The organism is Ruegeria sp. AD6 (assembly GCF_056542325.1).
The window spans coordinates 345,418-364,547 of record NZ_JBQFZQ010000002.1; the positions used below are offsets into that span (position 1 = coordinate 345,418).

Sequence of the window (19,130 nt, forward strand, 5' to 3'; positions counted from 1 at the left end):
ATGGCTGGAGTTGAACTCAGGAACCTGTCCAAGGCTTATGGTAATGTCGAAGTGCTTCACGACATCAACCTGTCGATTGCAGACGGGGAATTCATCGTCTTTGTCGGCCCTTCCGGATGCGGAAAATCTACGCTGCTCAGGATGATTGCAGGCCTTGAAGAAGTGACCGGAGGCGATCTGATGATTGGCGGCAAACGCGCCAACGATCTGTCGCCGCGCCAACGCGACATTGCCATGGTGTTCCAGTCCTATGCGCTTTACCCGCAAATGACAGTGGCCGAGAATATGGGGTTCTCGCTCAATCTTGAGCGCCGTTCGAAAGATGAAATCCAAAACAAGGTGCAAGAGGCAGCCGATGCGCTGAAACTTGGCCCATTCCTTGACCGTAAACCGGGCCAGCTATCCGGTGGTCAGAGGCAGCGCGTGGCCATCGGTCGCGCCATTGTCCGCAACCCGCAGGTTTTTCTGCTGGACGAACCGCTTTCGAATCTTGACGCGGCGCTTCGTTCGGAAACCCGGGTGGAAATCAGTGAACTGCATCAGCGTATGGCAACAACGATGATCTACGTCACCCATGATCAGGTCGAGGCGATGACCATGGCGGATCGCATCGTGGTCCTGAACGGCGGCTATATCGAACAGGTCGGCAGCCCAATGGACCTGTACAACCACCCCGCCACCGAGTTTGTCGCGGGGTTCATCGGTTCGCCCAAGATGAACTTCGTCAAGGGGCGTTATGCTCAAGCCGTAGGTGCTTCAACCTTGGGCATTCGGCCCGAGCATTTTGCCGTCGGTCAGGCTGACGACGCATGGGAAGGCAAAGTGACTCTGGTGGAACGGCTGGGCCACGACACAATTCTATATGTGCGGGTTCCGGATGCAGGTGTTCTGACCGTAAGCCTTGATGGTCAGCAGAACCAAGATGTAGGAGACACCATCCACTTGCGACCCCAACCGGGATTCATCCATAAATTCAATGACCAAGGGCGGCCGATCGCCGCCTGAATCAAGTTGGAAGAAGATATGAGTTCAAAGCGTCCAACCGTCAAAGATGTGGCTCGCGAGGCTGGTGTCTCGATCGCAACCGTCAGTCGAGCCATGTCGCGCCCGGACGATGTGAAAGCCGCAACGCGCGAGCACGTGTTCGAGATCATGAAACGGCTGGGCTATCGGGCCAATCAGGCGGCAGGCGACCTGCGGCGTGGGCGCAGTAAAACCCTGCTCGTTCTGGTCTCTGAGATCACGAATGCCTTTTTCGCCGAATTCTTCAAGGGCATCGAAGAAGAAGCGCGCGCGCATGGTTACGTCCTTCTCATAGGCGACACCTCGGAAGACGCCGAAAGCGAGCGTGCGTTCTCGGACATGCTGTTGATGAACAAGGCTGGCGGGCTGATCCTGAACACAAACGGCTTTCTCGAGGATTTGTTGCCCAGCGACGCCAACGGCGTTTATTCAGGCCCGCCGGTCGTTTCTTGCGGCGGGCACAAAGAAATTGATCTGCCGACAGTGCGAACGGATGACGTCTTAGGCGGGCGTCTGGCCGCCGGGCACCTCATAGAACTTGGGCACCGCGATATCGCTCAGGTGTGTGGACCGCTACACACCAATGGGTTCGAGCGCCGCTATCACGGCTTTAACCAGACGTTGAAAAACGCGGGCATCCCACTGCAAAAAGACCGTGAATTGATGGGTCAGCTCTCGGTCGATTATGGTCTGGAGGCAGCCGAGCAATTGCTGGCATCGGGCAATCTGCCGACTGCGGTATTCGTTCACAACGATGAAACAGCCACCGGATTGCTGCACGGGCTGGTGCGCGCCGGAGTGCGGGTGCCGGAAGATATTTCTGTCATCGGCTATGATGACATGCCCTATGCCGCCATTTTCAACCCGGGCCTGTCCAGCATACGCCTGCCACGCCGCGACTGGGGACGTCTGGCTTGCCGAAAGCTCGTGTCGATCCTGAACGAAGAAGAAGGGGCCGACCAACCGATCATTATCGCCCCCGAACTAATCCCACGTGCAAGCACCGCCGCGCCACGAAACAACCGCTAATCGGAGCCTTTCATCATGATCCGCGCCGTCGTATGGGGCGAAAACGTCCACGAACAGACCAATCAGGTAGTCGCCTCGATTTACCCCCGTGGTATGCATGACTGTATCGCCGGCGCGCTCAACCAAGACCCGGAAATCGAAGCGACAACCGCAACTTTGCAGGAACCGGAACATGGTTTGCCCCAAAGCCGACTGGACGGAACGGACGTGCTGCTTTGGTGGGGGCACGCCGCACATGGCGGCGTCTCGGACCAGGTTGTAGATCGCATTTCAGATGCCGTTTGGGGAGGAATGGGATTGATCCTGTTACACTCGGCGCATTTTTCCAAAATCTTCAAAAAACTCATGGGCACGCCATGCTCAATAACCTGGCGCGAAGCTGGTGAGCGCGAACGCCTTTGGGTGACAGCCCCCGGACACCCGATCACGTCAGGGCTGCCGAACTATTTCGAACTCGAGCATGAAGAAATGTACGGCGAGCCTTTCAGCGTTCCGGACCCGCTTGAAACGGTTTTTGTCAGTTGGTTTCAGGGCGGCGAGGTCTTCCGGTCAGGCCTGACCTACCGCCGCGGGGCCGGTAACATCTTCTATTTCCGGCCAGGGCACGAAACCTATCCCACGTATCATGACGAGACTGTTCGACTGGTTCTCCGCAACGCGGTGAAATGGGCAAAACCATCCACAACACGCATCACCGATGTCCAAGCGGCGCCCAATCGAACGGTTGAAAACGCAATTGAACCTATCGAAGAACGCGGTCCAAAACTGCACTCGGACGGGGAAGATGGGTTTCGCTAAATGCGTCTTGTCGAGAACTTGACTAAAGCCAAGGTTGATCGCCTTTGCCCAACTACTCCGGATATCACTGTTGATGGCAACCGTACCCGCAAATGCTGAGGATGTGTGGCCGAATAGATCCTTGAGCCAAAGCCTGAACCTCTTTGGTTTGGCGAAAACAAGCCAGAAACACCGTTTCGGCCATTCTGGAACGGACTTCGTAACAGACTCTATCGGGTAACAGGTCAATGTCCGGTAGCGCTTTCATTGCTGCCGAGTCAGAAAAACCTCGGCGACGATCAGGTGCTTTTTCTTGGTCTCCGAATCCATCCGTATTGCCGTTTTACACATCATCGACCAGCGCGGATTTTGTGCAAGCCTGTCCAGATGTTTGAAAATGAAACGCCAATACAGGCCGTCCCAAACCTCTGCCCAAGGGCCTTTGCCCCAATGGCTCATCTTCCGGATATAGTTTGAACCCGAAAAATAGGGTTTGGTGGTCATCAGCCCACCATCGGCGTGCTGGCTCATGGCATAGGTGTTTGGAACCATGACCCAGTCATAGCTGTCCACGAACATCTCCATGAACCAGCGATAGACTTCATCAGGGTCGATCTCGCACAGGAACATAAAACCACCCAGAACCATCAGCCGTTCGATGTGATGACAATAACCGGTCTGCAGAATGCGCCCGATTGTGTCGTCAATCGGGTCGATGCCGGTGGTGCCATTGTAGAAAGAGGCGGGCATCTTGCGGCTGTGGCCCCAATGATTGGTGGTCCGCATCTCGACGCCAAGATGTTCATAGGTGGCGCGCATGAACTCTCGCCAGCCAATGATCTGTCGGATAAACCCCTCGACCGAATTGAGGGGGATATCCCGTGTCTGCGCGTGTTCAAGCGTCGCGTCCAGCACTTGTTTGGGCGTCAGCAGCCCGATGTTCAGCGCGGGTGTCAGAACAGCGTGCCAAAGCCAGCCTTCCCCTTCAACGATGGCATCTTCAAAATCGCCGAACTGACGAAACCGGCGTTCGAGGAATTGTTGCAACCAATCCGCTGCGGCCCCATGCGATGTCGGATAGTAAAGCCTGTCCAGCGACCCAGGCGCGTCCGGAAACTCAGAGATCACGCTATCCTTTGCAGCCTGGTCAACGGCGCCATGCGTGGGCCAATCAATCCACGGCAAACTGCCAAGCAGCGCTTTTGGAACCTTTTTGCGATTATCCCCGTCAAAGCTCCACCGGCCCCCCATTGGTTGATCGCCGTCCATCAAGACATCCAGACGACGACGCTGACTTTTGTAGAACTCGGCCATGAACCAACGTTTTCGGCCTGTGATCCACGCCGCGTTATCTGCACCTGTGTTCAGAAAGCCGGGCGATGGACGTATCTCCAGAGCGATACCCACAATCTCTGCGGCCTTTTCGACTCGATTTCGCGCAATGAAATCCACCGGATCCGCCATCACGACGCGATCAATCCCTGTCCTTGCCAGCCGCTGAAACAGACGTTTGCAAGCATCTGTCCGCATTTCATACGGGTAAATTTCGGCATTCAAACCTTTGGCGATCAAATCCTGCTGGAAACGCGCCATGCTGGCCCGATGGAGCCAGAGCTTTTGCTTATGCATCCGCGCGGGATACCTCGCGTCGCCAAAGAACAATGGATCCTCGAACAAAACCACCAGGTCCGGGGGCTCTGCAAAACCCGGATGATCGGTAAATAGCTGGTTGGGCAGAAGGATTGTGGCAATGGGCATGGTCGTTCCGGCACGTTCTGTTTAGAAGCGAAGTATGACACGCCGTACCTTTGGCAAATAATTGTTCTTCTTTTGCCCCGGTCGCCGCCGTTTGCGCGCGCCGGAACGATTCATCGCAACAAGTTCAGATTTGCCAGAATGGTTGGGATTTTCTTTTTCAAAGTGAAAAAGCCGGATTTTGCGTAGGGCCAGGCGACACTATCGTAATTGCGCCTCACCCGGTGCAGCGAAACACCAGCCTCGGCCAATTTGGGTTCGGCTCTGTCCAAACGCGTCCTTACGGGACCGATGGGTGGATAGGCGGTAGCGACGGTTCGCACCCCGATCTGTTGGGCGGCTGCAAGGATCGGTACACTCCAGTCATCGACGGGCTGAGGCCGCATGTCAGAGCTTGCCAGCATGCTGTTCAATGCATCCCTAGCAAATCCGAGCGTCGCCTTACCCATTGGCTGATGAGACCTGCCAACATCCCCAATACACCTGCCGGTTCGTGCGACATAAGATGTGCGCCGCATAAACGCACGACCTCGTCAACGCGTGTGTAGAGCTGGTCCAAATTAGTTTCGCAGAGCCACGTTTAAAACTGCAAAACGACGGCCAGTGCAGATCCTTCCTTTCAACCACTCGCCCAACTACCTCTCGGAAAAGGACGTCAAAATGAATATGTTTGCCAAGACACCCTGTTTCTCCTTGGCTTTGCTGACCGGCGCTGCGCTGGCCGATCCGTACATGGAAATGAGTATTCCCCTAGAATGGGCACAAACTGCGGCCACAGTCGCATCTCAAAGCTGCGCAGGTATGGGATTTGCCACCACAGTTACGGTCGCAAACCAACGCGCGTAGCCCCGCGTCCAACTGATACGCGAAGGCGCGTTTCCCCACACCGTTCACACCAGCAGCCGCAAAGCAATCACGGCCGCATCACGCCGCGAAGCGTCCTCGGTGATTGAGGCCCAAAATGAGCATGAACCTACGTTAGGTGCTGTCTTCAATTAATTCGGCCTGGTTACCCTCTCAGAGGACATCCCGATCGTTTACGAAGGCGCCGTCATCGGTTGCATCGGAATTGTCGGTTCTCTTGGTGAGGATGCAGATGGCAAGGAATTCGAAGACATCTGCGCCGAAGCGGGTATTGCGGCTATCAGTAAATATCTGAAGCCGTAGTCCAGGCCAGTTTGAACTGAGGGGCGTCCCTTGTTGCCCCTTCTCCCTACAACTTCTACAAGGTCTACTTTTGAATTAACCAGAGACTTTAGCGTAGTGTGGGAACAGAGCCGAGACGCCAGCTACATTTGACGATACGCTTTTCTCATAGATCAATCGTCACTTCACAAGCCAAGCCGCCTAAACGTTTCGATGCTCCGAGTTCTAGCTTCGCACCATAAGCAACCAACAAATCCACGGAAATAGACAGGCCCAACCCTGTTCCCGTTACAGAGGTGTCCAACCGACTGCCGGAACGCAGGACCTCATCTCGGGCACTTTCCGGAATACCGGGTCCATCGTCCTCGACGCAAAGTTCGATACCGCTGTCCGTGCGTTTCGCGGTGATTTGGAATGTTGCCCGGCTCCACTTAAGGGCGTTGTCGAGAAGGTTTCCGATCACTTCCTCGATGTCCTGAGGGTCCATTCGGACGCGAAGACCAGCCTCGCAATCCGAGACAAGCGTCTTCCCCTCGCGCTCTGCCATGACCGAGAACAGTCGGGACAGCCGTTCGACCGAATTCGATAGGTCTGTCCTGGAATGCGTCAACTCTCCGGTGTTTGATGCACGCATGCGCGCGAGTGAACGGCTAAGCTGCGCGTCTATTCGGGTCAGGGCCTCTTCCGCGGGCTCGGTATGTGCTCCGGCGTCTGCCAGTTCGGCCAATTCGTTTCGCAATATGGCCGTTGGTGTTTTAAGCGCATGCGCCAGATCCGCCGCCTGCCTTCGCGAACCGGCGACAATTTCGCGATTTCGATGCAGCAATTTATTGAGATCTTCCACCAAGGGGGAAACCTCATCCGGGTAGTCTTTGGGAACCAGGTCATCGCCCTGATCCCAGCGATGGGCCACATCGGCGCGCAATTTCCTGAGCGGGCCGACAATGGCGGACATCAGCAAAAGAGAACCGGCCACGCCGATCAAACCGACCAAGCCGAAGACCGGTAACAAGTTTCTTTGTGCAGCGCTGCGTTCGTTGATCAGTTGGCTTCTGCTTTCGGCGACTGTTACGCCCCACTCCGTCCCGTCTTCGAACGTAATCTTCTGGTAGACGCTGCGAATGGCCTCACCATCCGGGCCCATGGTGTTCCAAACGGTTGTTTCGCCACTTGCGCTTGGAGGTTCGGCAATCGTTTCATCGAAGAGCGAGGCAGACGTATAGATGGCCCCGGCACTGTCCGTTACTTGCCAATAGCGTCCCGAGTAAGGCGTGCCATAGGCCGGGTCGAACACCAATTGTCGCAAGGTTTCAGGGTCATCCGTGGTGGCGCTGAGACCAACGACAAGTTGGGTATGCCGGTCCTGCAACGCTCCGTCGAACTGATCCAGAACGCGCGTATTGATGTAGGAAAACACCACCAACGTACCAACGCCTACCGACAAAGCTCCCGAGGCGATACCACCGAGTAAGGCCCGTTGACGCAACGAGAGCATCAGGTTGGATCGATCATGTAGCCGCGCCCCCTGACGGTGGTGATCAAATCAGAGCCCAGTTTTTTGCGCAGGCGAGTAACGAATACGGCAATCGTGTTGGAATCTCTGTCGCCGTCATATTCGTAGATATGTTCGGACAACTCAGTGCGTGACACCATACGACCAATGTTATGCGCCAGATAGGTCAGAACTGCGATCTCCTGCGCGGTCAAATCGACAGGAATGCCTCCTACACTGACCCGACCGTTTCGTGTATCCAGTGAGACATCCCCCATTTCTATCACGGGGTTCAACTGGCCGCTTTGGCGTCGCAAGATGGCACGAACCCGCGCGGCCAGCTCGGGCATGTGAAACGGCTTGGTCATATAGTCATCCGCGCCGGCATCCAGGCCGTCGACACGTTCGCTCCAGCCGTCTCGGGCAGTCAGGATCAAAACCGGGGTTTTGACACCCGCGCTGCGCCATTCACGCAGAACCGAGATACCGTCACGCTCGGGCAGGCCAATGTCGAGGATGATCATGTCGTACGGTTCGGTCGACCCCAGATGCAGGGCATCCGTCCCATTATTTGCCACATCGACCACGCGGCCTTCCGCACCCAACAGCTTTTTCACTTGCTCGCAAAGCTGGGGTTCGTCTTCAGCAAGGAGTATTCGCATATCGAGAGACTATAGGTAAAGGGTCGTCAGCTTCACGCTATTTTTTACCGCCGCCTTTTCCGCCACCATTGCCGCCGCCATTACCGTTGCCATTTCCACCGCCGTTGCCGCCCCCGTTTCCGCCGCCATTGCCGCCTCCGTTACCGTTGCCACCGCCATTGCCGCCACCGTTACCATTGCCACCGCTGTTACCGTTGCCACCACCGTTGCTGTTGCCGCCGGCATTGCTGCGACCTGCGCTGTTTCCACGGGTGGCAGAGGCGCTCTGACCATTATTGCTTTTGGATTTGGTTGAATTGCGTGCGGCCTCGGAAATCTCGCGCCCGATACTTGAACGGTTCGAGACGACTGTGCCGGTTTGGGCATTTACGATCACACTGACGATCTTTCCGCCCGGCTTTTTGACCAGAATACGATAGTAAATCTTGTCCGTTTTGAATGCGCGCGCATCGACTGGCGTTCCACCGAAGGCTTTTTCCACGCCCTTGATGACACGGTTCAGCCGTATTGCGCTGCCGGACAACGTCGCCATGCGCAGTTCAGACTGTTTGAGTTCACGTGCGTCCGCCTCCGCTTGCCCTCCGGACAAGACGGTCAGCAAAGCCACAACCAGAAATAACACTTTGACTTGCATTACACCCTCAAACACAGTCGACGAAGACTATAAGGCCGGACATGAACCGATGATGAACAAGCAGTTAGCCCTGCGTTCAAGCGACCTCAAGTTTAATGCAGCCCAACTTTGTTGATTCGACCAGGGATCATGCTGCCCGGATACAGCGGCTAAGCTGTGAATGCTGACAGCCGTTGCTGTGAGTTGTGAGGAGATTGAGATGAAAACCACCAATTGCGGACTGCTGAAAGCCTCGACAATCGCAATCGCCTTGTTGGGCTCAACGGCCATTGTCGCCACTGTCGCAACTCCCGATTTTGCCTATGCCAAGCCAGGCAACGGCAATGGCGGCGGCAATGGCAATGGCGGCGGCAACGGTAATGGTGGTGGAAACGGCAACTGGGGCGGAAACGGCAACGGCGCTAAGGGCGACAGCGGAGATCGCAGCTCTGCTGGCAATAGCGGCAAAGGGGCCGACAAAAGCCGTGGCGGCAGCAAGGCCGGTAAATCCGGTCAGAGTAAAACAAAGTCTCAGTCTGCTCGGTCCGGTCAGAAGAAAGGCGGAGGGTTCTCTCTGAAGGACTTGTTCAAAGGGAAAAACAAAGCCCGCAAAACAGATTCCTCTCGCAAGGGCGCCACGACAACACGTGGAGCGCAAAAGGCCAAGGTGCAAAAAACGGTTCGCGAGGCTGTAATTGTGGAAGAGTCGAAGCGCCCCGTTTCCCGAACCAAAGGCAACCGTCTTGCAGCGCTACTTGGCGCTCATCCCTCGGAATTGGGCGCGCTTAACGCGGCCAATGCAAGCCCAACTGCACTGGCCAATGCCGCACCCAATTCACGGGTTGGCAGAATAGCCAAGTACCGAGACACGGTGCTGGCCGGTGAGCCATTGCGTGAGGAACTGGAAGAACAGTTGGAGGTTCTTGCAGGACTGGAACAACCAGACCGGTCAGTTCAAGAAATCGAGGATGATTTGGAAACCGCGCTGGGCGATGTTCAAGCCAACCGAGACAAGGTTGAAGAGCTTGAGCAGGCTTTGGACGACGCGGGCGGTACAAATCCTGACATCGAAGCACAGCTGGCAGAAGCCCAGGCCGCTTTGGACGACTCGATCGAGGAAGCCCAGGACCTAAATGACGAAAGACAGGCCGCCATTGACTACAACGAAGCTGTCGAAGAGGCGGAAGAACTTGCAGAGCTTGTTGAAGAGCAGGACCTGGCTGAACGTGAAGCCTTGGAAGCAGCCGCCAACAAACCGGTCACCGACGCGGTTGAAGCGCAGGTTAAATCGCTTCTTGGACTATGAACCGAAGCTGATTGCCCATTGTTGACCTCCACTCTTGGACGTACCGAAAGCCGGGACGGTCAAGGGCCTTTCGACGCATCAAGCGTTGGCTTTCGGCAATCGCGACGCGCACAAAGAAAATCCCGCCCCAAGATGGGACGGGATTTAGGTACAATTCCGATATTTAGGACGAAATCGAGAATTGTTCGGGGGTCAGCTGACTCGCCTTCAGACGTTTTGGTGAGCCTCGGATAGCCGCTTGTTTTTAATAATCTCTGTCAGTGCATTTTCGACAGGAGGGAAGCGACCATTGCTCGAATTCATCGTGGTTTGCAGACGCTCTTCAACAGATTTACCGGCGGTTCGCATCGCAGCAGCTCTGCTGTCGTCCTCAGTCACAAAGGCAGGCTTGACCATCTTATTCCCCTTGTTTCCACCAAACGAACTAGGTGTCGTTCGATCCAACTCGATCACTATGCCCAAGCTTGGTTGAACGCATTGAGAATACATTGTTCACCTTCGGTTAATGTTGTTTACGAGACAAAAACAAATGAATTGTCTGGCCGTGCGACCTTGCTATTGCCCCTTCCGGTTTGACGATTTGGAAGGTCGTTAGGTGAGAATGTCGTGCGAAACAAACCAACGCGGTAGAGCACAAATTGCCATCGACAAGCCATTCTCCGCCTATGGGTTGGTTAAATCCGGACGGAGATCATAACTGGGATATGACGCCAAAGGAGGCAAAAAATGATGAAAACGGCATTGGGATTCGCGGCGACGTTATTCATCGCTCAGACCGCGCCTGTTTCGAGCGCGAACTTCGACGCTCATTCTCACAATCTTAAACATATTATCGATATAGACACGGCACTGCAGCCCGTTCTCGTTAAATCCAAAGCAAAACATTGCCCACCGGGATTGGCCAAGAAAGCGGTTCCATGCGTACCGCCAGGCCAAGTCAAACGGTATCGGGTTGGGGATTACATCTATGATGGGTATGTGCGTATCGACAATCCCAGCCGATATGGACTGCGGCGAAACGGCTATTATGTGCGTGCCGGAGACTATGTGTATCAGGTGAACCGAGAGACACACGAGGTGTTGAACCTGATAGGTGCCATAGCTAATATCCTTAACTGACTGTCTTCTTCACTGACTAAGTATGCTCGGTTATCTGCCGTTTCGACGCAAACCGAAAACGGGGCAATAGACTCGAACGGGATACTGGCCCAGCTTTAAGAGTTCTTTGGGGTTCAGGTGATCCAGGGCCCCGCGCTCGGCCAAAATATTGATCAGATCAACGCACCATTCATCGATCTCTACATCATCGCGGTCTGAAAGACGCTTAACCCATTTTCAATGGCCGGTTCTCCAATGCCCACTCCAAACGGAATTACAAAGATGGTTATTGGAGCCAATCGCAGCGCTCTGCACAAGACTCCCCGCCATGTCAGGACGAACCTACGGTTTTCATAACATATATTGGGCGCAGCATTTTTCTAACCATGATAAAGGTAGGGTTCAAAGCGCAATGCCGGTCAACCCTTATAGTGGTTAGAAAACGTCACGAACTACAGTACACACACCATCGTTCGAACGATTGCAGGCAGGCTGGCATTGGATTCACTGAACACGGCAAACTGGGCGAACGACAATCAGGTCCTAAACGAGAAAATTGGAACGACCGCTGATTTAGACATTTTGGCTCAAAAACTCGGGCTCCCCAATGCGCTTCACTCTTCGTCAAACGAGACAATCCGTGCGTTTAGGTCAAACCTGAGAAGTGCAATTTTGAACCCCGCACAATTTATGGATCTGAACATTGATATACAATTGCAGAGGCTTGAAGCCTTGCCAAACCGGTCTTTATTAAGCCTGCGCCGCTGGCATTTGATTCGGCTGATCGCAATCTCCGCGTTGTCGATATTGAGCGATAAGCGCGAACCGACTCGCGTGAATACGTGCCCCGGCTCCGATTGCGGCTGGCTGTTTCTTGACGAAACCAAAAACGCCCGGCGCAAGTGGTGCATCATGGAAACCTGAGGAAACAGAGCCAAAGCCTCCCGCAACTACGCTGCCGGAATCAAACAAAACAAAGAGCTTAGCTCAAATGCCTTCGCGGCGAGCGATGGAGAGAAATAGGCTTAACTGATGTCTGCAGAGCAGAGACTTGCACAACATTAAGGTGCTGCGGTGAAGCAATTGAACCAGCATTAACGCTGGTTTTCTGACGCTATGTTAGATAAATAAGCCCACATTCACGAGAAGCGTTGCTATGAAAATCGGTGAGATCGTCGAAAAATCAGGTTTGACGGAGCGAATGCTGCGCCATTACGAGAGTCTTGGGATCATTGCACCAACAAAGTCGGCAAAGGGTACGCGACTATACAGCGATGCCGACTTATCGGTTGCGCGCTTGATTCATCGGTTGCGATTGCTGGATATCGGTTTGGACAGCCTCTCGGAAATAGCGCAAGAGCGCCTGAAACATCAGACCGGTGATGAGTCGGCATCATCTGTTGGGGGGTTGTTGGATAACCTTGCCGAGTTGCTTTCTGAGAAAGCGCAACAGGCTTTGGAACTCAGGTCTGAAATTGTCGAAGCATCCAAGACAGTCAGTAAGTGCCAGGGTTGCAAGAACGTTCCGGCTTCGGAGACTTGCCCGGATTGCCCGATGAATGATGTGGTCCATCACAATTCAGTGGCCGCGATGGTCTGGAAGTAGTCAGTAACGATACACCTGACCGACAATACGCCACCTGCATTCAAATTTTGTATTTTCGTGCAAGCCGCAAGACGCGAGTCGTGGTTCTGGAAACTCGATGCCGCCCCTGGAGGCCGCTTGGACCCCAGACCATGACGCCATTTCGGTCTCAAGACCCTCTGGTGTAAGCCACTTTGTGAGGTGGAACTGTGGGATCTCAATGCGCAGCCCCGGGAACCTGAAACCTTTATATCCGCTGACAACCCACTTTCGCTCCGTCTCCCAAAATGGGGAAATCGCTTCAAAGACGGGCGCATAGGCCTGAGTTACCTGATTTGGCAACTCTGCCACTCCCCATGAAAAGACAGCGAAAATCCCGCCGGGCCGCAAGACCCTTCTTACCTCATGAGTATGTTTTTGAAGATCAAAGTAGTGAGCCGCTTGCATAGAAAATAGAAGGTCTACGCTGCTTGCCGAGTACGGTAACGCCTCTGCACGGCACTTTTGCACGGGGACGTATTGCAACGACTTGCATGGCGGCGCGGAATCGGTCGCGATGACCCGGCTAAACATTGGCTGCAAGTATGCGGAAAACTCGGCTCGACCGGCTCCACATTCCACACATAAGTCTCGTTTGAAGGGCAAAGCAGCAAGCCACCGCAAGAACTCTGCGGGGCCTGGCTGCGTTGTGTGATCCATATCCTAGTTGATCATTGCGAGGAACTTTTGATGTTCGCCCTCATGCATCGTATGACTCAGATCAGGCTTAGGAAACTGCCCGTTCGTTGCGGCAGCGAAGTAGGCTCCGTAGGCACGTTGCATCTCGCCCCATACATCGCCGAAAACCTCTCGCTTTGGCGGGATAGGAAAGACCGAGCACCCGATGATATCGCTCGATACATGGAAAATCCCGTGCGCGTGGGGGCCAGATCCAAGGCTGGCCACGGCCACAGGTAGGTTTTCATAGCACCACTTCGTAAGCTCAACAGATGTATGCTCGAAGAGCGCCGCGAAAATACCAGCATCAATCGAAGCCTTCACCAATTCGACAATCTGGGCGGCTTCTTCGGCCGTTCGTCCTGCGGGAGAATGACCAGAGTTCATGACAGCACGTTCACCTTGAACACCAAAATGACCAACAACAGGTATCCCAGCATCTACGATTGCTCGGATGTGATCTACAGTTCCAAGAGAGGGTTCGATGTGGACCCCGTCAGCACCAAGTTTCACGACTTTTGCTGCGTTGCGCACTGACTCTTCAATCGAGATACAGGCCGTTGTGTTCGGCATGTTGCAAATGATGAACGGGGACGACGCGCCTCTGAGAACACCTTCCAGCATGTAGAGTTGTTCTTCGAAGTCGACCGTTGCCATGGACGGATGGCCCATAAGTCCCATGGGTCCTGGACTGCCGCAGCACAGAAGGTCCATTCCGAGCTCTTCTGCCATGACTGCACTTGGCGTGTCATGGCACTCCATGCCGACGATACGCTCGCCTTTTTGTACTTTTTCGGCGAGGTGCTTCAGTCGTGTCTTTCTGCGCATTGTCTTAGTTCCTCCCACTGCGTCTTAATTTTTGGTGAGAGTATTATCTGACATTAATGTTAGATTCGCAATCCTAATGGGAATATAAGGCCTATGACGCGAAACCTGAACTTCATAATCCAATCATGGCCGTATGGATTGCGCTCTCGCGTCTCCAATTCGAAGAGCGCACGGCGACACTAACCCCGACTGGCTCATGAGGCAGAGCGCAACGAAGCTCAGCTTCTATAATCTGCTGGCCGCACCACTATTGTCGAATAGCATTGCCTCGCCCCCATCCGCGTTCGCCACGTGGCAGATCAGCAGGAACAGGCGCCTTCGGCGTCTGATCTCCAAATCAGCCCTGATTTTCCCAAAAGGAAGTCAGATCAATAATTTCGGTCTGGAAGCTGGATAAAGGGAGTGAGACGAAAATGGCAAGGTTCTGTCGCTGGTGGCAGAACTATGTTTCGCCAGACAAAGCTGTGGAACGTCACTGTTTTCTGACTCAATCGACTTCCAAAACCTCAACAAATGGGTAAACTGCGTCATCCAATTCTGACCCAAACGTCCAGCAATTCTGACCCAACATAGACAACCGCCATTCACTAGCGCTGCGGCTAAGGTCCGCGTTGAGCCAATAGGAGATCTCTCAGATTTTCGCTGCGAGCGCGCGAATCACGAAAATCGCTGCAGATGCTCGGTTTAGGACGCCGCGTGGTGGAAGAGATCGCTGCCATTCGTTCATGGCGCAGCGAACATCTCGACGGCAATTCTCACATGCGTGACAAAGCCACCTGTCGTCAGGAAGGCACCAATGGCTGCTGTCAGTCTCAGTGAACAAAGCAGAGCGTGTCGAAGTCTTTTCTCCATGAGGCCACCTCCTGACCCGCATCGTCGCCGTTAAGGCCACGCTTTATCAGCCCGGCAAGCTGACTTACATCGGTCGTCGTCATGCCCCAACGGACCAGTTCTGGCGTGCCAATGCGCAACCCGTTCATATCGCCGTCAACCGCAGCCACAGGCAGTCCGATGCCGCAGGCAAGGAACCCATTCGGGCGCAGTTTCTTCGACGCCGCCTGACCGCCACCAAAGGGTTCGGCCAATACGGCAAACTGGTGGGAGTTCGTAAATCCATCGGCCCCTGCAAAGACCGGAACCCCCTCAGAGTCCAATGCCGCAGCCAAGGCTTGCGACATTGCGATCATCTCCTTGGCATAGGCTTCCCCGAAGTCGCGCCAATCCAGCATGGTCACCGCCAGAGCAGCCGTCTTCGCAGCATCGAAGTTGGCAGTCATCCCGGGGAACGCGATGGCATCCAGCGCCTTTGCTATCTCGGCATCGTTGGTGACGATCAGTCCGCCAGCCGGCCCCCCAAGGCTTTTGTAAGTGCTCATCGTCATGAAATGCGCGCCTTCCTTCAGCGGGTTCGACCATGCCCGCCCGGCGATGATCCCGCATTGATGGGCCGCGTCGAACATGACCTTGGCTTCGACCTCGTCCGCAATTGTACGGATGTCGGCCACTGGGTGCTCAAACAGGTTCAGACTGCCGCCGATGGTGATCAGCTTGGGTCGTTCGGCCCGGGCCAATACTCGAAGCTGATCCAGATCGACCGTGTAGCCATCTGCATTTACCGGAGCCTCGACCGTGCGCAGGCCGTAAAGCCCAGCACAGCCCGCGATATGGTGCGTCACATGCCCGCCTATCGACGCAGGCGGCGCAATAATCGTGTCACCCGGTTTGCACGTCGCCATGAATCCGTAAAGGTTCGCGATCGCGCCAGAGGGCACGCGGACTTCAGCAAATCTGGCGTCGAACACCTCGGCGGACAGCTGGGCGGCGATGACCTCGATCTCTTCGATCGCTTCCAATCCCATTTCATACTTGTCACCGGGATAGCCCAAGGACGGGCGCGAACCGATACCTGACGACAAGAGCGCCTCTGCCCTGGGGTTCATGACATTGGTCGCCGGGTTGAGGTTGAAGCATTCTTCCTCGTGGATCACACGGTTCCGTTCTGCGAGGTCCTGAACCCGGGCCAGAAGATCGGCCGAGGTATTGGACGCAGTCTGGTTGGCAATATCCTGAACCAGAGTTTCGCTCGTTCCGGGAACCCAGTTTCGCTGTGCAAGTATCATCCACCATCCTCCTGTTTGTGCCAATCTGGCGCCCAAAGCGTGACAGCGCAAAGCAGATTTGCTATTTCTTGGCGTAGAAAAACTAAGGCTAAAAATGAGTGTCGCCCCCAAACGTCCGAAAGGACCACCACTGAACGCCATGCGGGCCTTTGAAGCCGCTGCGCGGCACGTCAGTTTTGTCGCGGCTGCGGATGAGCTTTGCGTCACGCCCGGTGCGATCTCTCAGCATATCAAGACTCTTGAAGATTGGGCAGGCACGTCACTCTTTCGCCGAAACGCTCAAGGAGTTGTGCTAACGAAGGCCGGAGCATCGCTGGTCTCGAGGTTCACATCTGCCTTTGACGCTTTGGCGGATGCAACGCGCGCCTTGCGAAACCTTGGACCGGACGTGGATTTTCACATCGCAGCCCTTCCCTCTGTCGCTCAGCTTTGGTTGCCGAAAAGACTGAGCAAGATCAGAGCACACTTCCCCATGATCAACTTCTCGGTCACGGCCATGGAAACCCCGCCGAGCCTGTCGAGAGAACTGTTCGATCTGGCGATCTTCTTCGATGTGCCGGATGGATCCCCCGATCAGGTCGCGATTTGTGCCGATGAGATTGTTCCCGTGTGCGCACCTGCGCTTCTGGAACGGGGCGCAGAGTTCGAGACAGCGGCGCTTCTGCACGACCAGACATGGGCAGATGACTGGGCCGTTTGGTCAAAGGCAACAGCCACGCCCACAAGCGATCCGACGCGCGGTCCGAGGTTTTCCCTTTATAGCCTTGCGGTAGAAGAGGCCAAAGCCGGTGCCGGCGTCTTGATCGGGCATCTTTGCCTGATTGAAGACGCCCTGGCGAACGGAGCGCTGAAACCTGCCAGCGAACGCACCTGCCATACCGGGCGTCATCTGTGCGCTCAACTACCTAATGTTGGCAAGCGGAGGCCCGAATCCGATCAAGTCGTTTCGCTGCTCTGCTAGAATTTTCAAAACCCGCCCTTCGAACGCTGTGCGGCATTCGGGAGGCACGGGCTCAGACCGGCCCAATGCTGCCACGGCATTTCCCAACGAACAAGCAACCGGACAACGGCCGTTCTAAACGCCAGTTAGAGTCAGGTGTCAGCGCGATGCTGATGTCTGGGCTTGGAGGGAGGATTGGAGGACCTAATATGCCAAGAGGCCAACTTCCCGCAGTCACCCCGAAACGCAGAGCCTGGAACAGGGCCCGGACCGTCCGCCAGAAAATGTCGCTGCTGCCGAAACAGGTCTGGGCGAGCCACGCGCGGCTCGAACTGGCGCGTAATCTGCGCGACCTTGCGCTGTCCAACGTGGCCGTCGACAGCAAGCTTCGCGGATGCGATTTGGTGAAACTGTGCGTCAGCGATTTGGTCAGAGATGACGGCGTTCGCGAGAGTGTGTCTGTGACCCAGAGCAAACCCGGCGACCCGTTCAGTTTGAACTCTCGGTAAACACTAGGGATACCATTGACGCATGGGTCAAATCGCCGGGCATGATTGATTACCGTTTCGATTTCCCAGCCGGTTTCACGACCGCCGCCATTTCTCAATCCGCCAATATGTCTGACTTTCGCGGGATATGTGCGCATGACCAAAGCTCAACGACCGCCAAAGCCAAAACCCATGCCGCACACCCCAGAGCCGGACCGCTACGAGCGGATGGTGTATCGGCGATGTGGGCGGTCCGGTATTAAACTCCCTGTTGTCAGCTTGGGGCTGTGGCACAATTTCGGTGCAGACTCACCGCACGAAAACAAGCGCGCCATGTGTCGTGCAGCGTTCGATCATGGGATCACTCACTTTGATCTGGCGAACAACTACGGTCCACCACCTGGTTCAGCCGAAGAGGCATTTGGCGAGATCCTCAAAACGGATTTCGCGGGTTACAGGGATGAGCTGATCATTTCCTCCAAAGCAGGCTACGACATGTGGCCGGGACCTTACGGAGAATGGGGGTCGCGCAAGTACATGATTGCGTCCTGTGACCAATCACTCGCGCGCATGGGGCTTGATTATGTCGACATCTTTTATTCCCACCGCTTTGACCCCGACACCCCGCTCGAAGAGACAATGGGTGCCTTGGATCATATCGTACGGTCGGGTCGCGCGCTCTACGCCGGTATCTCGAGCTACAACTCCCAACGCACGCGCGAGGCGGTGAAGATTCTCAACGATCTTGGGACACCTTGTCTGATTCACCAGCCTTCTTACAATCTGCTCAACCGTTGGGTGGAGCGGGACGGTTTGCTCGATACCCTTGACGATCTTGGGGTAGGATCGATTGCCTTCACGCCCCTGGCACAAGGCATTCTTACGTCGAAATACCTGCGCGATATTCCGGATGGCAGCCGTGCCACACAAGGAAAGTCGCTGCTCGATGGCATGATCAACGAGCGATCTCTGGCAAGTGTCCGTGCTCTGAACGACATGGCCGAAGCTCGTGGTCAGACTCTGGCGCAAATGGCTCTGGCCTGGGTGCTCAGAGGTGGGCGCGTGACCACCGCACTTATCGGCGCGTCCCGGCCGGAACAGATCGTCGACTGCGCAGGCGTTGTTGATAATCTCGACTTCAGTTCTGACGAGTTGAAAAAGATCGATGAAATCAGTTCGGAAGAAGATATCAATTTATGGGCAAGGTCGTCAGAAACAGAATGACCAATCTTATAATTTCTAATACCCGAGAACATTTGGAACTTGAGGTCATTGGCGGCTGCAGCTTCTGCAGCTCGGCTAAATAACTATCAAGACCAACCGGCCCAATCCGGACGTTGTCCGCAACTCGAAGTGCTGCGGCGCAGAGATCTTCAAGATAATTTTTGATCCAATTGCATGTTCTTTCTGCTCGCACAGGCGCGACGGGCTGTTAACGGACTGCGGACACTTCTCTTTTCCGTTGTGCATCCCGGACCAGCGCCGCAAGCCGATAGAAGCCGTGTGCCATTTTTGTGTAGGGCGTCAGCAGGAAGAAGGTCAGGACCGATC

Annotated in this window: 19 protein-coding genes; 11 read left to right on the plus strand and 8 right to left on the minus strand. The window is 55.0% G+C overall.

Annotated elements, in window-relative coordinates; translation table 11 throughout:
• Genes ACR0KJ_RS08530 through ACR0KJ_RS08540 form a run of 3 tightly spaced genes read left to right on the plus strand, consistent with a single transcriptional unit; the run spans window position 1 to window position 2,850 of the window.
• Entirely contained in the window at window positions 1–1,005 is a 1,005-nt protein-coding gene (locus ACR0KJ_RS08530) for an ATP-binding cassette domain-containing protein (RefSeq protein WP_170622693.1), read from the plus strand.
• An 18-nt stretch (window positions 1,006–1,023) separates the two neighbouring features.
• The gene (locus tag ACR0KJ_RS08535; protein WP_170456576.1) at window positions 1,024–2,052 is read left to right on the plus strand and encodes a LacI family DNA-binding transcriptional regulator; all 1,029 of its coding nucleotides are present in this window, start codon (window positions 1,024–1,026) and stop codon (window positions 2,050–2,052) included.
• 15 nt (window positions 2,053–2,067) lie between these two features.
• Window positions 2,068–2,850, plus strand: a complete 783-nt coding sequence (locus ACR0KJ_RS08540) for a ThuA domain-containing protein (RefSeq protein WP_480626434.1) — start codon at window positions 2,068–2,070, stop codon at window positions 2,848–2,850.
• A 243-nt stretch (window positions 2,851–3,093) separates the two neighbouring features.
• On the opposite strand, the gene ACR0KJ_RS08545 is transcribed toward ACR0KJ_RS08540, so the two are convergent.
• Window positions 3,094–4,587: a cryptochrome/photolyase family protein gene (locus ACR0KJ_RS08545; RefSeq protein ID WP_480626435.1), complete on the minus strand. Its 1,494-nt coding sequence runs from the start codon at window positions 4,585–4,587 to the stop codon at window positions 3,094–3,096.
• A 657-nt stretch (window positions 4,588–5,244) separates the two neighbouring features.
• Here ACR0KJ_RS08545 and ACR0KJ_RS08550 point away from each other — a divergent pair.
• Window positions 5,245–5,430, plus strand: a complete 186-nt coding sequence (locus ACR0KJ_RS08550; protein WP_480626436.1) for a hypothetical protein — start codon at window positions 5,245–5,247, stop codon at window positions 5,428–5,430.
• Between the two features lie 466 nt (window positions 5,431–5,896).
• Here ACR0KJ_RS08550 and ACR0KJ_RS08555 read toward each other — a convergent pair whose 3' ends face one another.
• Genes ACR0KJ_RS08555 through ACR0KJ_RS08565 form a run of 3 tightly spaced genes read right to left on the minus strand, consistent with a single transcriptional unit; the run spans window position 5,897 to window position 8,518 of the window.
• On the minus strand, window positions 5,897–7,225 hold the full coding sequence (locus tag ACR0KJ_RS08555) for a sensor histidine kinase (RefSeq protein ID WP_480626437.1): 1,329 nt from the start codon (window positions 7,223–7,225) through the stop codon (window positions 5,897–5,899).
• Window positions 7,225–7,884 carry a response regulator transcription factor gene (locus ACR0KJ_RS08560; RefSeq protein ID WP_170736664.1) on the minus strand — a complete coding sequence of 220 codons (660 nt, stop codon included), beginning with the start codon at window positions 7,882–7,884 and terminating at the stop codon, window positions 7,225–7,227. Before ACR0KJ_RS08560 ends, ACR0KJ_RS08555 begins: the two co-directional genes overlap by 1 nt.
• 37 nt (window positions 7,885–7,921) lie before the next feature.
• Window positions 7,922–8,518, minus strand: coding sequence for a PepSY domain-containing protein (locus ACR0KJ_RS08565; RefSeq protein WP_480626438.1), 597 nt, complete (start codon window positions 8,516–8,518; stop codon window positions 7,922–7,924).
• Window positions 8,519–8,678: 160 nt separating this feature from the next.
• Between ACR0KJ_RS08565 and ACR0KJ_RS08570 the strand changes: the two genes are divergently transcribed.
• A complete protein-coding gene (locus tag ACR0KJ_RS08570) occupies window positions 8,679–9,803 on the plus strand; it encodes a hypothetical protein (protein WP_480626439.1) in 1,125 nt (374 codons plus the stop codon).
• 207 nt (window positions 9,804–10,010) lie between these two features.
• Here ACR0KJ_RS08570 and ACR0KJ_RS08575 read toward each other — a convergent pair whose 3' ends face one another.
• Window positions 10,011–10,199 (minus strand): hypothetical protein, encoded by a 189-nt coding sequence (locus ACR0KJ_RS08575; protein WP_170456588.1) that lies wholly within the window; start codon window positions 10,197–10,199, stop codon window positions 10,011–10,013.
• 330 nt (window positions 10,200–10,529) lie between these two features.
• Between ACR0KJ_RS08575 and ACR0KJ_RS08580 the strand changes: the two genes are divergently transcribed.
• From ACR0KJ_RS08580 to ACR0KJ_RS08590, 3 genes are all read left to right on the plus strand, one after another.
• On the plus strand, window positions 10,530–10,922 hold the full coding sequence (locus ACR0KJ_RS08580; RefSeq protein WP_480626440.1) for a hypothetical protein: 393 nt from the start codon (window positions 10,530–10,532) through the stop codon (window positions 10,920–10,922).
• Between the two features lie 477 nt (window positions 10,923–11,399).
• Window positions 11,400–11,825 carry a CGNR zinc finger domain-containing protein gene (locus ACR0KJ_RS08585; RefSeq protein WP_480626441.1) on the plus strand — a complete coding sequence of 142 codons (426 nt, stop codon included), beginning with the start codon at window positions 11,400–11,402 and terminating at the stop codon, window positions 11,823–11,825.
• A 232-nt stretch (window positions 11,826–12,057) separates the two neighbouring features.
• A complete protein-coding gene (locus tag ACR0KJ_RS08590) occupies window positions 12,058–12,507 on the plus strand; it encodes a MerR family transcriptional regulator (RefSeq protein ID WP_170521421.1) in 450 nt (149 codons plus the stop codon).
• Here the strand turns inward: ACR0KJ_RS08590 and ACR0KJ_RS08595 are convergent, their stop codons facing one another.
• The 3 genes from ACR0KJ_RS08595 to ACR0KJ_RS08605 form a co-directional block, all read right to left on the minus strand.
• Window positions 12,508–13,185, minus strand: a complete 678-nt coding sequence (locus ACR0KJ_RS08595; protein ID WP_480626442.1) for a class I SAM-dependent methyltransferase — start codon at window positions 13,183–13,185, stop codon at window positions 12,508–12,510.
• Between the two features lie 3 nt (window positions 13,186–13,188).
• A complete protein-coding gene (locus ACR0KJ_RS08600; RefSeq protein ID WP_170736675.1) occupies window positions 13,189–14,031 on the minus strand; it encodes a 3-methyl-2-oxobutanoate hydroxymethyltransferase in 843 nt (280 codons plus the stop codon).
• Between the two features lie 812 nt (window positions 14,032–14,843).
• Window positions 14,844–16,151 carry an aminotransferase class I/II-fold pyridoxal phosphate-dependent enzyme gene (locus ACR0KJ_RS08605; RefSeq protein WP_480626443.1) on the minus strand — a complete coding sequence of 436 codons (1,308 nt, stop codon included), beginning with the start codon at window positions 16,149–16,151 and terminating at the stop codon, window positions 14,844–14,846.
• Between the two features lie 94 nt (window positions 16,152–16,245).
• Between ACR0KJ_RS08605 and ACR0KJ_RS08610 the strand changes: the two genes are divergently transcribed.
• The 3 genes from ACR0KJ_RS08610 (at window position 16,246) to mgrA (ending at window position 18,803) form a co-directional block, all read left to right on the plus strand.
• Window positions 16,246–17,112 carry a LysR family transcriptional regulator gene (locus tag ACR0KJ_RS08610; protein WP_480626444.1) on the plus strand — a complete coding sequence of 289 codons (867 nt, stop codon included), beginning with the start codon at window positions 16,246–16,248 and terminating at the stop codon, window positions 17,110–17,112.
• A 188-nt stretch (window positions 17,113–17,300) separates the two neighbouring features.
• Window positions 17,301–17,600: a site-specific integrase gene (locus ACR0KJ_RS08615; protein WP_480626445.1), complete on the plus strand. Its 300-nt coding sequence runs from the start codon at window positions 17,301–17,303 to the stop codon at window positions 17,598–17,600.
• A gap of 171 nt (window positions 17,601–17,771) precedes the next feature.
• On the plus strand, window positions 17,772–18,803 hold the full coding sequence (mgrA, locus tag ACR0KJ_RS08620; protein ID WP_480626450.1) for an L-glyceraldehyde 3-phosphate reductase: 1,032 nt from the start codon (window positions 17,772–17,774) through the stop codon (window positions 18,801–18,803).
• Window positions 18,804–19,130 lie beyond the last annotated feature (327 nt).

Excerpts from the sequence above, each read along its gene's own strand:
- ACR0KJ_RS08530 (WP_170622693.1), top strand. The coding sequence starts at position 1 with ATGGCTGGAGTTGAACTCAGGAACCTGTCCAAGGCTTATGGTAATGTC.
- ACR0KJ_RS08535 (WP_170456576.1), top strand. The coding sequence starts at position 1,024 with ATGAGTTCAAAGCGTCCAACCGTCAAAGATGTGGCTCGCGAGGCTGGT.
- ACR0KJ_RS08540 (WP_480626434.1), top strand. The coding sequence starts at position 2,068 with ATGATCCGCGCCGTCGTATGGGGCGAAAACGTCCACGAACAGACCAAT.
- ACR0KJ_RS08545 (WP_480626435.1), bottom strand. The coding sequence starts at position 4,587 with ATGCCCATTGCCACAATCCTTCTGCCCAACCAGCTATTTACCGATCAT.
- ACR0KJ_RS08550 (WP_480626436.1), top strand. The coding sequence starts at position 5,245 with ATGAATATGTTTGCCAAGACACCCTGTTTCTCCTTGGCTTTGCTGACC.
- ACR0KJ_RS08555 (WP_480626437.1), bottom strand. The coding sequence starts at position 7,225 with ATGCTCTCGTTGCGTCAACGGGCCTTACTCGGTGGTATCGCCTCGGGA.
- ACR0KJ_RS08560 (WP_170736664.1), bottom strand. The coding sequence starts at position 7,884 with ATGCGAATACTCCTTGCTGAAGACGAACCCCAGCTTTGCGAGCAAGTG.
- ACR0KJ_RS08565 (WP_480626438.1), bottom strand. The coding sequence starts at position 8,518 with ATGCAAGTCAAAGTGTTATTTCTGGTTGTGGCTTTGCTGACCGTCTTG.
- ACR0KJ_RS08570 (WP_480626439.1), top strand. The coding sequence starts at position 8,679 with ATGCTGACAGCCGTTGCTGTGAGTTGTGAGGAGATTGAGATGAAAACC.
- ACR0KJ_RS08575 (WP_170456588.1), bottom strand. The coding sequence starts at position 10,199 with ATGGTCAAGCCTGCCTTTGTGACTGAGGACGACAGCAGAGCTGCTGCG.
- ACR0KJ_RS08580 (WP_480626440.1), top strand. The coding sequence starts at position 10,530 with ATGATGAAAACGGCATTGGGATTCGCGGCGACGTTATTCATCGCTCAG.
- ACR0KJ_RS08590 (WP_170521421.1), top strand. The coding sequence starts at position 12,058 with ATGAAAATCGGTGAGATCGTCGAAAAATCAGGTTTGACGGAGCGAATG.
- ACR0KJ_RS08595 (WP_480626442.1), bottom strand. The coding sequence starts at position 13,185 with ATGGATCACACAACGCAGCCAGGCCCCGCAGAGTTCTTGCGGTGGCTT.
- ACR0KJ_RS08600 (WP_170736675.1), bottom strand. The coding sequence starts at position 14,031 with ATGCGCAGAAAGACACGACTGAAGCACCTCGCCGAAAAAGTACAAAAA.
- ACR0KJ_RS08605 (WP_480626443.1), bottom strand. The coding sequence starts at position 16,151 with ATGATACTTGCACAGCGAAACTGGGTTCCCGGAACGAGCGAAACTCTG.
- ACR0KJ_RS08610 (WP_480626444.1), top strand. The coding sequence starts at position 16,246 with ATGAGTGTCGCCCCCAAACGTCCGAAAGGACCACCACTGAACGCCATG.
- ACR0KJ_RS08615 (WP_480626445.1), top strand. The coding sequence starts at position 17,301 with ATGCCAAGAGGCCAACTTCCCGCAGTCACCCCGAAACGCAGAGCCTGG.
- mgrA (WP_480626450.1), top strand. The coding sequence starts at position 17,772 with ATGCCGCACACCCCAGAGCCGGACCGCTACGAGCGGATGGTGTATCGG.